At 67.6% G+C, this 13,426-nt stretch carries 9 protein-coding genes and 1 pseudogene; 5 read left to right on the top strand and 5 right to left on the bottom strand.

Annotated elements, in window-relative coordinates; genetic code table 11:
• Window positions 1–88: 88 nt before the first annotated feature.
• Together GJV26_RS27300 and GJV26_RS27305 are read left to right on the top strand one after the other, a co-directional pair.
• Window positions 89–4,234: a PAS domain S-box protein gene (locus GJV26_RS27300; protein WP_155711732.1), complete on the top strand. Its 4,146-nt coding sequence runs from the start codon at window positions 89–91 to the stop codon at window positions 4,232–4,234.
• 11 nt (window positions 4,235–4,245) lie between these two features.
• Window positions 4,246–5,181, top strand: a complete 936-nt coding sequence (locus GJV26_RS27305; RefSeq protein ID WP_155711733.1) for a GGDEF domain-containing response regulator — start codon at window positions 4,246–4,248, stop codon at window positions 5,179–5,181.
• A 513-nt stretch (window positions 5,182–5,694) separates the two neighbouring features.
• Here the strand turns inward: GJV26_RS27305 and GJV26_RS27310 are convergent.
• Window positions 5,695–5,898 (bottom strand): hypothetical protein, encoded by a 204-nt coding sequence (locus tag GJV26_RS27310; protein ID WP_155711734.1) that lies wholly within the window; start codon window positions 5,896–5,898, stop codon window positions 5,695–5,697.
• A gap of 305 nt (window positions 5,899–6,203) precedes the next feature.
• On the opposite strand from GJV26_RS27310, the pseudogene GJV26_RS30390 reads away from it, so the two are divergent.
• A pseudogene (locus GJV26_RS30390) lies at window positions 6,204–6,410 on the top strand (IS110 family transposase); the annotation flags it as partial.
• Between the two features lie 304 nt (window positions 6,411–6,714).
• Here the strand turns inward: GJV26_RS30390 and GJV26_RS27320 are convergent.
• From GJV26_RS27320 to GJV26_RS27335, 4 genes are all read right to left on the bottom strand, one after another.
• Window positions 6,715–7,269: a DUF2199 domain-containing protein gene (locus tag GJV26_RS27320; protein ID WP_371866532.1), complete on the bottom strand. Its 555-nt coding sequence runs from the start codon at window positions 7,267–7,269 to the stop codon at window positions 6,715–6,717.
• A 57-nt stretch (window positions 7,270–7,326) separates the two neighbouring features.
• Window positions 7,327–8,697, bottom strand: a complete 1,371-nt coding sequence (locus GJV26_RS27325; protein WP_155711737.1) for an amino acid permease — start codon at window positions 8,695–8,697, stop codon at window positions 7,327–7,329.
• Between the two features lie 134 nt (window positions 8,698–8,831).
• Window positions 8,832–9,599 (bottom strand): type I methionyl aminopeptidase, encoded by a 768-nt coding sequence (gene map, locus GJV26_RS27330; protein ID WP_155711738.1) that lies wholly within the window; start codon window positions 9,597–9,599, stop codon window positions 8,832–8,834.
• 280 nt (window positions 9,600–9,879) lie between these two features.
• Window positions 9,880–10,872: an AraC family transcriptional regulator gene (locus GJV26_RS27335; RefSeq protein ID WP_155711739.1), complete on the bottom strand. Its 993-nt coding sequence runs from the start codon at window positions 10,870–10,872 to the stop codon at window positions 9,880–9,882.
• A 155-nt stretch (window positions 10,873–11,027) separates the two neighbouring features.
• On the opposite strand from GJV26_RS27335, the gene GJV26_RS27340 reads away from it, so the two are divergent.
• Both GJV26_RS27340 and GJV26_RS27345 read left to right on the top strand, forming a co-directional pair.
• Window positions 11,028–11,876, top strand: a complete 849-nt coding sequence (locus GJV26_RS27340; protein ID WP_155711740.1) for a class I SAM-dependent methyltransferase — start codon at window positions 11,028–11,030, stop codon at window positions 11,874–11,876.
• A gap of 147 nt (window positions 11,877–12,023) precedes the next feature.
• On the top strand, window positions 12,024–13,418 hold the full coding sequence (locus tag GJV26_RS27345; protein WP_155711741.1) for an MFS transporter: 1,395 nt from the start codon (window positions 12,024–12,026) through the stop codon (window positions 13,416–13,418).
• Window positions 13,419–13,426 lie beyond the last annotated feature (8 nt).

The raw sequence follows: 13,426 nt of genomic DNA on the forward strand, positions 1-13,426 counted from the left end.
GCGAACCCCCGCCCCCGGTTCCTGAGCCGGCGCCGAGCATCTCGATCGAGTCCTCTGCCCGGATCCACCACCCATTCAGGAAAATTCGATGTCCGGTCTTCCCGGGAGCGTTTGCCCCTCCATTCTCACGCGGCTCTTTCTGCGCCGCCGCCTGGGCAGCTGGCTGTCGCTGTGGCTGGCGCTGTCCGTGCTGCTGTCGACCGCCGTGCTGGTGGTGGTGCTCGGCCATCTCGCGGCCGTTGAACTGAAGGGCTCGGTCGGCGCCGGCCTGGCGGCCCGGGCAAGCTATGCCGCGCAGCAGCTCGACGGCACGATGTACGAACGCTACCGCGAAGTGCAGTTGCTGGCCTCGCGCGGCGACTTTGCCGCGCCCGGCCTGCCGGCGGCCGCCCGGCGCGACATCGTCGAGCACCTGCAGGGGAGCTATCCACTGTACGCATGGATCGGCCTGGCCGACATGGACGGCAAGGTCGTGGCGGCCACCGGGGGCCTGCTGGAGGGCGCCGACGTGGCCGCCCGGCCGTGGTTCGGCGGCGCGCTGTCCGGCCGGCACGTGCACGATGTGCACGACGCGAAGCTGCTGGCCAGGTTGCTGCCGCGCGAGGAAGGCGCCGTGCCGCGCTTCGTCGACGTGGCGTTTCCCGTGCTCGGCGCGGACGGGCGCGCCCGGGGCGTGCTGGCGGCGCACCTGAACTGGCGCTGGGCCGAACAGATGCGGCTGCAACTCGATGCCGCCGGTGCCAGCGATGCGGAAACGCTGATCGTGGGCCGCGACGGCAAGGTGCTGGCCGGGCCCGCGGACCTGACCGGCAAGATGGTGCCGCCGGCGGTGCTGGCGATGGTGCGCAGTGTCAGGCACCGCTACGTGGAAGAGCGGTGGGCCGATGGCCGCGACTACCTGGTGGGCGGCGCCACCACGCAGGGCCATGGCGGCTATCCGGGGCTGGGCTGGATCGTGCTGACCCGGCAGGATACCCACACCGCCTACGCGCAAGTGCGCACGCTGCAGGTGCGGGCGTTGCTGCTGGGGCTGGCGGTGGCGCTGGCGTTCTCGCTGGTGGGCTGGCGCGTGTCGCGCCGCATCACGCGGCCGCTGCAGAAGGCCGCCGCGCTGGCCGCCGCGATCGAGGCCGGTGCCGGCCATTCGATCAGGGTGCCGCGCGGCAGTTTCGAGGAACTGGCGGCCCTGACGGGCGCCGTCAACAGCAGCCTGTCCCGCCTGAAGGACAAGGAACGCCAGCTGACCGAGGTGAACGCCGAGCTGGAAGAACGGGTGGCCCAGCGCACGCGCGACGTGGCGCAGTCGCTCGACACGGTGCGGCGCAACGAGGCGCGCATCCGGGCGATCCTGGAAACGGCGCACGACGCGTTCATCGGCATGTCCAGCGCCGGTTGCATCACGGACTGGAACCCGCGCGCCGAGCAGCTGTTCGGCTGGTCGCGCGACGAGGCCATGGGCCGCCTCCTGCACGACATGGTGGTGCCGGAGCGGCTGCGCGCCGCGCACCGGGCCGGCCTGGAGCGTTTCCTGGCGGGCGGCGAGGCGCGCGTGCTGGGACGCCGGATCGAGCTGATGGCGCTGCGCCGCGACGGCAGCGAGATCCCGGTGGAAATGACGATCGGGCTGATCGATGTCGACGGCACCCGCTCGTTCGGCGCCTTCCTCAACGACATCTCGGAACGGCGCCGCATCGAACGCGAGCTGGCCGACAGCGAAACCTTCCTGCGCGCCGTCACCGACAACAGCACGGCACTCATCGCCTACCTCGACCGCGACGAGGTGTACCGGTTCGCCAATCGCCGCTTCGAAACGCTGCTCGGCGCCGATCCGGCGCGCATCATCGGCAAGCGCCTGGGCGACGTGGTGACGCCGACCATGTACGACAGCTTCCGCGAGCACCTCGATGCCGTGCTGGCCGGCCAGACGGTGCATTTCGAGACCGAGTTCGACGTGCCGGGCTGGCCACGCTACTTCATGGCCGACTACATCCCGAGCTTCGGCGCGGATGGCGCGGTGCAGGGCTTCCACGTGCTGGCGATGGATATCACCGACCGCAAGATGGCCGAACTGGCCCAGGCGCGCAACGAACGGCTGGCCCAGGCCGCGAGCCGGGCCAAAAGCGAATTCGTGGCCAACGTGAGCCATGAGATCCGCACGCCGATGAACGCGGTGCTGGGGCTGACGCACCTGCTGGAAAATTCCGGCCTGGCGGCGCAGCAGCAGGAATACGTCGGCATGATCCGTTCCTGCGGCAAGACGCTGGTCGGCATCATCGACGACGTGCTGGACTTTTCCAAGATCGAGGCCGGCCGTGTCGATATCGCCGCGCTGCCATTCGAACTGGGCGAGATCGTCGAGGCGGCGGCCACCGCGATGCGCGCCAGCGGCAAGCCGCTCGAACTGGTGGTGGACGTGGAGCCCGGCCTGCCGCGGGCCTTCATCGGCGATGTGACGCGGCTGCAGCAGGTGTTGCTCAACCTGATCGGCAACGCGCTGAAGTTCACGGCGTGCGGCCAGGTGGTGTTCGCCATCGCGCGGGTGGCCAAGCACGGCAATACCGTCACGTTGCGCTTTACCGTGCGCGATACCGGCATCGGCATCAATCCGGAACAGCAGGCGCGCCTGTTCACGCCGTTCGAACAGGCCGACGCGGGAATCTCGCGCCGCTTCGGCGGCACCGGGCTGGGCCTGACGATCGCCCGCCAGTTGACGGAGCTGATGGGCGGCAACATCGTGATGGCCAGCGTGCCGGGCGAAGGCAGCGAGTTTTCGGTGACGCTGCCGCTGACGTGCGCACCGCTTCCTGCGGCGGGCGCCGCCGTCGAGGCTGGGAATGGCTTCGCCGCGGCGCCGCTGCGCCTGCTGATCGTGGAGCCGCAGCGGGCCAGCCGCGCCAGCCTGGCGCACGCCGTGGAAACACTGGGCTGGACGGCCGGCTGGGCCGATTCCGCCGCGCAGGCGCTGGCGGCGGCCGATCAGCCGGTCGACGCCGTGCTGGTCGACGGCGATGCGGCCGCCGTGGCGCAGCTGCGCCGCACGCTGGCGGCACGCTGGCCGGGCCATGCGGTGACGTTCATGCAGCTCACCGGCGGGCCCGTTCCGGCCGCGCCCGTGCCGGATGCGACGCCACTGGTGCGGCCGGTGACCGCCCGGGCGTTGCGCACGGCGCTGGCCGGGGTCGCCGCGGCCGCGCCGCGGGCACTGCCGGCCACGCTGCCGCCGGCGCCGCTGCCGGTCGCCGAATTGGCCGGGGTGCGCGTGCTGCTGGTCGAGGACAATGCGCTCAACCAGCTGGTGGCGCGGGGTATACTCGAGCCCATCGGCGCCATCGTGACGACGGTCAATGATGGGCAGCAGGCGGTGGACCTGATGACGGCGCAGCGCGGCGCCAACCGCTGCGACTTCGACATCGTGCTGATGGATGTGCAGATGCCGGTGATGGACGGCTACACGGCCACGCGCATCCTGCGCACCCGGCTCGGCCTGCAACTGCCGATCCTGGCGATGAGCGCCGGCGTGACCGCCGCCGAGCGGGACCAGTGCCTGGCCGCCGGCATGAACGACTTCATTCCGAAGCCGATCGACGTGGAGCAGATGATGGTGCGAATGCAGGACAGCCTGCGCGGGGCCCGGCCCGCCGCGCAACCCGAGCCGCCGCCTGCGCAGCGCTTCGACGTGGCCCGCCTGGCCGCGCTGTCGGCGCGCGATCCGGCCCAGCTGCAGGGGCTGGTCACCCTGGTCGCGCGCATGGCCAGCGAGGCGCCGGCCGAACTGGCGCGCGCGCACGATGCCTGGATGGGCGGCGACGCCGTTGCCGCCGCCCGCCTGCTGCACGCGCTGCGTGGCGCCGTGGGCAGCCTCGGCGCGCGTACCTTCGCCGGCGTGACCATCGAGCTGGAAGCGGCGCTGCGCGAAATGCGGCAAGACGACGCGGCCCGGCTGTTCGACACTGCCGAACGCGAACTGGACGCGACGACCGCCGCCGCGCGCGGCTGGCTGGCCGGCCAGGGGCGGCCGGCGGTGCCGGCGGCACGACCGGAAGACCTGCGCCGCTGGATCGGCCTGCTGCGCGAGCGCGACCTCGACGCGGCCACCGTCTATGAAACGTTGCGCGCATCGCTGGCCGCGCGGCTGGATGCGGCGCAGGGAGCGGCCGTCGCCGCCGCCATGGCAACGCTCGATTTCGACACCGTGCTGGCCATATTGCCTGATAACATCAAGGAAAACCAATGACAGGAGTGCCAATGAAAGCGGTCGCACCGGGAAACACGATCCTGATCATCGACGACAATACGGACACCATCCGCCTGCTGTCCACGATGGTCCGCGACCAGGGCCGCGTGCTGTTCGCCACCAGCGGCGCCGCGGGGCTGGAACTGGCGCGCCTGCAGCGGCCGCAGCTGATCCTGCTGGACGTGGAAATGCAGGGCATGGACGGTTTTGCCGTCAACGAGCGGATCCGCCAGGACCCGGCCCTGCGCAGCAGCGCGGTGATCTTCGTGACGGCGCAGTCGTCGCCGGAAGCGGAGATCTCCTGCCTCGACGCGGGCGCCGTCGACTTCATCCCGAAACCGCTGAACGCGGCCGTGGTGCAGGCCCGCGTGCGCACGCACCTGCGGCTGCAGTCGGCGTTGGCGGCGCTGGATGAACTGGCCAACCAGGATGGGCTGACCGGCCTCTACAACCGCCGCTACTTCGACCGGCAGCTCGCCGCCGAGTTCGCGCGCCACCGGCGCCACCAGCTGCCGCTGGGCCTGGCGCTGATCGATGTCGACGATTTCAAGCTGTTCAACGACCGCTACGGCCACCAGCGCGGCGACGCCTGCCTGGAGGAAGTGGCCGAATCGCTGCGCGACGGCGCGCGCCGGCCCGGCGAGCTCGCGGCCCGCTACGGCGGCGAGGAATTCGTGGTGCTGCTGCCGAACACCACGCCGGACGCGATGGTGCGCTACGGCGACTGGCTGTGCCGGCGCATCGCCGCGCTGGGCATCCCCCATCCGTCGGCCTCGGCGGCGCCGCACGTCACCGCCAGCGTCGGCCTGTACGCATTGATCCCGTCGGACGGCGACACGGCGCCGGCGATGCTGCATGCGGCCGACATGGCACTGTACGCGGCCAAGCGGGCAGGGCGGAACCGCAGCGTGCTGGCGGGGGGCACCGTCGCCGATATGGTGGCGTGAAAATCCTCGGGCGGAATCAACCTGATTGCGGGAGTCTCATGTGCGGTCGATGACCGGCAAAGCAGCAATCTGATGGCGGAAGTACCCGGCTGTTGGCCGGGCTGCTATCCGGCGCATGATCCAATTCGTTGCAGAACGTGCCCGTTCAATCCGGAGCGGTCCGGAACGGGCAATTTGCCACCTTGTCCGCTCTGAAATCAGCGGCACGCTACCTTTCCAGGGCTGAAATCCGCATGGAGCTGGCGCGTATCTGCCCGATCATCGCTGCGATTCCGTTCTCGCAGGCCGTTTTATAATCTTCCATGTTTGCCCGGATCGTTTTCGCCGCGATCGACCCTCGCGCGCCGGTTCCTGACCTGAAGCAGACCTTCCGACTCGCTGCCAATAGCCGAGTATCGCGGATGCGTTCTGCATTAGTAAGTGTATCGAGAATTGCAATGCCTGATGCGGCTTTCGAACCTGTAGTCATATGCATACGCTGGCAGGGCACGCCAGCTGCGCAGGTTCTTGACGTTACGCTCGTTCTTCCGCCGGCGGCAGCGGCACAGCCGGCGGTCGGCGCCGCACTTTCTCTTGTGCAACCAAGCGTTCAGCGGTGACCCGCGAGATTCCAACGTCGAGAAGGGCTTGCAGGCAGCGGGACGGCTCGAAGCCCGGCTCGCCGTTGAGAACGGCGTCAATATAGAGTGCGGTAAGCTTGTCTCGACGTTTTTCCATTGTTCCAGTATGGCATAGCTATGTCATGGATGGCTTGTCTTCGCCATGCTTGCGTGCAGTGTTCACGCAGAGATGGAGTCCGTCTGATTCGCTCCACGTTTTGCAGGAGCCGCTTGGTGCGACTCGGCCCGGGCCAGGCCCAAGATCAGGGATGGTTCCGTAGCAGACACTGGTGGCATGACACTAACTTTCCATCGAAATATTTTCAACTTCGCCACTATCATCGAAGCGAACGCTGATCACATAGTCTGTGACGTCATCTGGAAGACTAAAGTCAAAGACATCCAAACCATCATCGTCATCGTTACCTTCGAACGTTGCTGATCCACGGCGCCAGAGCCGTTATTTACGCCCTCAAGCGCAAGCCGCCTACTGCTGGATGGCTAACCAACTTATTAGCCCGTCGCGACAAGAACATCGTCGCTGTCGCTCTAGCGAACAAGAATGCACGAATTATATGGGCGCTTCTGGCCCACGACCGGGAGTTCCGATCTGACTACGCTCCCGCGTAATCAGATCGGCTAGCGATGAAGTAACAGAAACACCTAAGGTAGCAGACACCACCGATTGCTCAGGCAAACACAACGTGATGGCAAGGCAGGTAAGACCGTGGTCGGCAAAGCCCGTTTGGGGCGGAGCATGAAAAATGCGTGCTTCCGATTGGGGCACCGACTAGCAAATCCCATCAGGGACAACTTCAGCTTAGGCTGCATTAAAGTCCAGATGTACGGGTGCAATCTTTACCTTCTACCAATCACAGAATGAATGCTTGGCAAACCTGGGGCGTCCATGTATGCCCCATAGCGGACCTACAGGCTACGCAAACAAAGCAGAGAATTCGGCTGCTCGATGTTCATCAATTCCGTTGGCTTGCTCGACGTAGAGCTGGTGTTGACTCGGCTGAAGGATAACATCTGGCCTGGTGGTCGGACCGGTTAGACGCATTTCTGCACGTAGACCGAGCGAGCCATCAGCCGTCGGGATTTCATTAGCGATTTGTGCTGCGAAGGGTTTCTGAAGTACTTGCTCGTCGGAGTCCCATAGATCATAGACTCGCGCAAACGTCGCCTGAGTTACTTCAACCCATAACCCAATGCAGTACGGGATATCACGAGACTCGACCGGCAGCGGCAGCAGTGCACGGATGAAAAAACGCATTCCATCGATGACACACAAATCATTATTTTCTTGAACTAGACGAGCCCGTTCCTCCGCAGAGAGCTTCGCCACATCATCAGGTCGGCGAAAAGTTAATTCCATTTCTTCTAACGGATGCTCTTCACCACATTTTGAACAAATCAAGGTAACGTCTCTGTTATAAGTTGATGAAGTAGCCCACGAAAGGCGGCTTTTGCCCCCCAAGCCTGTCACTCTGCCCTGAGGCGAACCCGACCCGCTCGAAAAACGGGCCGCAGGAGCTGCTCGCGATCAGGCGGCAACCGCCGCCGCCTTCCGCCGCTTGCCCCAATACCCCACGCACAAGGCCAGCAGCCACAGCGGGATCATGTATACCGACACCCGCAGCGACGGCGTCAGGTACATCACGACCAGCACGCCGCCCAGGAACGCGAGGCAAATCCAGTTGGCCAGCGGCGCCAGCGGGCTGGGGAAGCTGGTGGCCAGGCCTTGCGCCGCCTTGGCGGCGCGGAAGCGCAGGTGGATCCAGCTGATCATGCCCCAGTTGATGATCAGCGCCGAGACGACGAGGCCCATCAGCAGCGCGAACGCCTCGCCCGGCATGAAGTAGTTCACGCTCACGCACACGGCGGTGGCCACGGCCGACACGCCCAGCGCCGCCAGCGGCACGCCGCGGCGGTTCACCTTCAGCAGCGAACGCGGCGCGTTACCCTGCAGCGCCAGGCCATACAACATGCGGCTGTTGCAGTACACGCAGCTGTTGTAGACCGACAGCGCAGCCGTCAGCACGACCAGGTTCAGGGCATGGGCCACGGCTTCGGCGTCGAGCGCGTGGAAGATCAGCACGAACGGCGAGCCGCCTTCCACCACCTTCTGCCACGGATACAGCGACAGCAGCACGCCCAGAGCGCCGATATAGAAGATCAGGATGCGGTAGATGGCCTGGTTGGTGGCCTTCGGGATCGTGCGTGCCGGGTCGTCGGCCTCGGCCGCGGTGATGCCCACCAGTTCCAGCCCGCCGAACGAGAACATGATGACGGCGATCGCCATCACCAGCCCGCCCACGCCGTTCGGGAAGAACCCGCCGTGCTGCCACAGGTTCGCCACGGTGGCTTCCGGTCCGGCGCCGCCGGAGGCGAGCAGCCACACGCCGAAGGCGATCATGCCCACGATCGCCAGCACCTTGATGATGGCGAACCAGAATTCCATCTCGCCGAATGCCTTCACGTTGGTGAGGCTGATCGCGTTGATGATCACGAAGAACGCCAGCGCCGACACCCAGGTGGGAATCCAGGGCCACCAGTACTGCACGTAGATGCCGACCGCGGACAGCTCGGCCATGCTGACCAGCACGTACAGCACCCAGTAGTTCCAGCCCGACAGGAAGCCGGCCAGCGGCCCGCAGTACTTGTCGGCGAAGAAGCTGAACGAGCCGGCCACGGGTTCGTCGACGACCATTTCACCCAGCTGGCGCATGATCAGGAACGCGATCACGCCCGCCACCGCGTAGCCGAGCAATACCGAAGGGCCGGCCATGCGGATTGTTTGCGCGATGCCGAGGAACAGGCCGGTTCCGATCGCGCCGCCGAGTGCAATCAGCTGGATGTGCCGGCTTTTCAGCCCGCGCTTCAGGCCGCCCGCATTCTCTGTTTCTGCTGTCATGGTCCCCGCCGGTCGTGTTCAAAGAGCATGATTCTATAGCATCAGGCAACGGCCGGGGGCGCAATGGATGCAGATTCGAAACACCGGGAAAGGGCGGCGGAGGCCGGCTGGTGGCGGCACCGCCGCCCGGGTGTTTACGCCATGGCGGGTTCCCCGGCGCGCAAGGTCAGCACCGAGACACCCGTGGCCGTCACGGCCACGGTATGCTCGAACTGTGCGGACAGCGAACCGTCCCGCGTCACGACGGTCCAGCCGTCGGCCTCGGTGCGCACGCTGCGGCCGCCGCGATTGAGCATGGGTTCGATCGTGAACACCATGCCTTCGCGGAGCAAGAGGCCGGTGCCCCGTTCGCCGAAGTGCCGCACCTGCGGTGCCTCGTGCATTTCCCGGCCGATGCCGTGGCCGCAATATTCGCGCACGACCGAGTAGCCGTTGCGCCTCGCATGGCGTTCGATCGCCCAGCCGATGTCGCCGAGCCGGGCCCCGGGGCGCACGGACCGGATACCTTTCCACATCGCCTCGTAGGCGGTCTGCACCAGGCGCCTGGCGGCGGCATCCACATTGCCGACCAGGTAGGTCTTGCTGGAATCAGCGATGTAGCCGTTCTTTTCCAGCGTGATGTCGAGGTTGACGATGTCGCCGTTGCGCAGCACCACCGATGGCGACGGCACGCCATGGCAGACCACCTCGTTGACCGACGGGTTCAGCACGAAACCGAAACCATACTGGCCTTTGCTGGCCGGCCGGGCCTGCAGGTCGTGCACGATGAACCGCTCGACCAGCGCATCGACCTGCAGCGTCGACATGCCGGCAAGGAGAACGCGGTCCAGCATTGCGAACACGGAGGCCAGCAGCCGGCCGGATTCGGCCATCAGGGCCAGTTCATGGGGTTGCTTCGTCATGCCCGTCCCCTGTGCAGCGCTGGCGCTGCCGGGCCGGCGAAATGATGGATGCGTGCGGTGTCACCGATGCGGCACGAACCGCATTCCACGGCGATGATGGTCATGACTGTTCCTTTATATGCGATATATATGAAGTATATACGAAACGTATAATCGCAGGCAACTCGCCGGGCAGTGCGCCGTGCGTCGGCCTGCGCGGGCCGGCAGGTGCGTTGGCGATCGAAGGAAGACCGGAAGGGCGGCCGCGGGCAGAATTCGCGCCGGGCCGTCGGGTACCGGGTCAATGCAGCGGCGCGGCCCGCCAGTGCGAAGGCGGCATGCCGACCAGCCGTGCGAACGCGCGCGTAAATGCCGCCTCCGACTCGTAGCCGACATCGAAGGCGATCGTCGCCACCGGCGCGTGGCTTTGCCGCAGCATCGTGGCCGCCACTTCCATCCGCCAGCGCGCCAGGTAGCGCGCCGGGGCGACGCCCAGCAGGCGGGCGAAGCGCTCGCAGAATGCCGAGCGGGACAGCGCGGCGGCGCGTGCCAGCTCGGCCACGTTCCACGGGTGCCGGGGGTCGGCGTGGATCAGCGCCAGCGCGCGCCCCACCTGCCGGTCGCGCAGGCCCGCCAGCCAGCCGGTGGCATGATCGGGCAACCGGCTGGCGTGGCGGCGCACCGCGTCGATGAACATCGTTTCGCTGATGCGATCGGCCAGCGCGCCGCCGCCCGGGCCGGTGGCGCCGCGGGCGGCCTGGAGCATGAGCTGGCACAACCAGCCGCCGTCGCCGTCCGCCGGCACGTGCAGCAGCCGGGGCAAGCCTTCCAGCAGTGGATTGAACGGGCCGTGGTCGCAACCGAGGAAGCCGCAGACGATATTGCTGCAGCCGTCCGGCCTGCGCGCGGCGTCGCCCCAGGCGAGGCTGGCGCCATCGAGCGCGATCGGCAGCGGTTTGGGCAGTTCCTGCGTGGCGCGCATCCAGTCGATCGAGAATGGCAACGGCGGCACGCCGGGCGCGCTGGCCATCACGTGCGCATCGCCCTGCGGGAACAGCACGACATCGCCGGGCCCCAGCCGTACCGGCGGCTGCCCGGCCAGCGAGGCCCAGGCGGTGCCTTCGACGAGCACGTGGTATTCGATGACGCGGGCCGCGCCGGGCATGACCATCGCGGCGATCTCGGCCGAGGGCGGCGCCTCGACCGCCCACATGGGCCCCACGCTGACGGCGTAGAACACCGCGCCGCGCAGGCGCACGGTGCGCAATACCTCGGACAGCGTGTCGACAGGCATGGCCGTCTCCCGCGATGCGGACGTTTGGTCAAGCATGAACGACGGCCGGACAAGCGTCAAGCGCGGCGGGGCGGCAATAATGGCCAGGCAAGCGACCGGGCGGGATTTGCGTGCCTGCCTGTATCCATGACCTGAACAATCCGAAGGAGAACAGCATGACTGAAATGACCGGAGCGACCACGCCGGACTATGCCGCGATCAAGGCGCGCCAGCAGGCCACCTGGGCCAGCGGCGACTTCGCCATCGTCGGTACCACGCTGCAGATCGTCGGCGAGCTGCTGGCCGAGGCCGCCGACGTGCGGGCCGGCGAGCGCGTGCTCGACGTGGCTGCCGGCAACGGCAACGCCACGCTGGCCGCGGCGCGCCGCTTTGCCGCCGTGACGTCGACCGACTATGTGCCGGCACTGCTCGACAAGGGACGCGCCCGCGCCGCGGCCGAGGGGCTGGAGGTGACGTTCCAGGTGGCCGACGCGGAAGCGCTGCCGTTCGCCGACGGCGCCTTCGACTGCGTGCTGTCGACGTTCGGCTCGATGTTCGCGCCGGACCACCGTCGCACCGCGGCCGAGATGCTGCGCGTGACGCGGGGGGGCGGTCGCATCGGCGTGGCGAGCTGGACGCCGGACGGCTTCATCGGCAAGATGTTCAGGACGGTGGGCAGCTACGTGCCGCCGCCGGCCGGCGTGGCCGGGCCGCCGCTGTGGGGAACCGAGGCGCACCTGCGCGAAATATTCGGGAACAATGCGAACCAGGGTGACGGCGGCGATGTCGAGATCCGCTGCACGCGGCGCGACTTCAATTTCCGCTACCGCTCGCCCGAGCACATGATGCAGGTGTTCCGCGATTACTACGGCCCCGTGCTGAAGGCGTTCGCCGCGCTCGACGCGGACCGGCAGGCCGCGCTGAAGCGCGACCTGGAGGCGCTGGCGCGCGAGGCCGACATTTCCGGCGGCCAGTCGCTGGTCGCCCCGGCCGCCTACCTGGAGGCCATCATCGTCAAGCGCTGAAGGAAGATTTCGGGCAAGGTGCCGGCGGCGGATGCGGATGCGGATGCAAGGCGGCGACGGATGCGCGTAACGTCGAGCGCCGGCGGCCACGGCCGGCCGATCGGCTATAGTGCTGTTTTCATACAACAGCCCCCGCCGGCATCCCGCATGTCCGACCGTATCGCCGAGCGGCGCGCCCGCGCCGTTCCCTGGCTGGTGGCCGCCGCCTTCTTCATGGAAAACCTGGATGCGACGGCGATCACCACGTCGCTGCCCCAGATGGCCCACAGCTTCGGCACCCGGCCGGAGCATCTGTCGATCGGCCTGTCCGCCTACCTGGTGTCGCTGGCCGCGTTCATCCCGGCCAGCGGCTGGCTGGCGGACCGCTACGGGCCGCGCCGCGTGTTCGCGGCCGCGATCGCCGTGTTCACGCTCGCTTCGGTGCTGTGCGCGCTGTCGGGTTCGCTCACCGCGTTTACGCTGGCGCGCATCCTGCAGGGCATGGGCGGCGCGCTGATGGTGCCGGTCGGGCGGCTCGTGGTGTTGCGCGGCACGCCGAAAGCGCAACTGGTGCGTGCGATCGCCACCATCACCTGGCCGGGCCTGGCCGCGCCCATCATCGGGCCGGCGCTGGGCGGCTTCATCACGGCGCACTGGGGCTGGCACTGGATATTCCTCGTCAATGTGCCGCTCGGGGTGTTGCTGCTGGCGGCGGCTTTCATCGTGATTCCCGCCGCGGGCGCGCAACCGCGCCCGTTCGACCTGCCGGGCTTCGTCGCCAGCGCGCTGGCGTGCACGCTGCTGATGGTGGGCGTGGAACTGCCCGGCCAGGGGCAGTGGGCGGCGGCCGCGCTGGCGCTCGCGGCCGGCGGCGCGCTGCTGTGGTGGTGCATGCGCCATTTCCGCCGCGCGCCGGCGCCGCTGATGGACTTGCGGCCGCTGCGCATCGATACCTTCGCTGTCACGATACGGGGCGGTTCGCTGTCGCGCATCGCGATCGGCAGCACGCCGTTCCTGCTGCCGCTGATGCTGCAGCTGTCGTTCGGCCTGTCGGGCACCACGGCCGGCATGTTGCTGCTGTGGCTGTTCGCGGGGAACCTCGCGATGAAGCCCGGCACGGGCTGGATCATGCGCCGCTTCGGGCTGCGTTCGGTACTGGCATGGAACGGCGCGCTGCTGGCGGCCAGTTTCGGCGCCTGCGCGCTGCTGCGCCCGGAAACACCGGTGGCGGCGATGGGCGCCGTGCTGTTCGCGTGCGGCATGTTCCGCTCGATGCAGTTCACCGCGCTTAATACGCTGGCGTTCGCCAATGTGCCGGCACCGCAGATGAGCGGGGCCTCCACGCTGTTCTCCGTGCTCGCGCAGGTCACGACCGGGCTCGGCATCGCGGGCGGCGCGCTGTTGTTGAAGGTCGGCGAAATGGCCGGATGGGCTTCGACGGATGCGGCGGTGTTCCGTCTGGCGCTGGTGGCGATGGGGTGCCTCGCGCTGGCGGCCGTGCTGGACAGCCTGCGGCTGCCGGCCGATGCCGGAGCGCAGGTGAGTGGACATGTCGTGAAATGATTGCGTCG

The sequence above is a fragment of the Pseudoduganella dura genome (assembly GCF_009727155.1).
Taxonomy (GTDB): Bacteria; Pseudomonadota; Gammaproteobacteria; order Burkholderiales; family Burkholderiaceae_D; genus Rugamonas; species Rugamonas dura.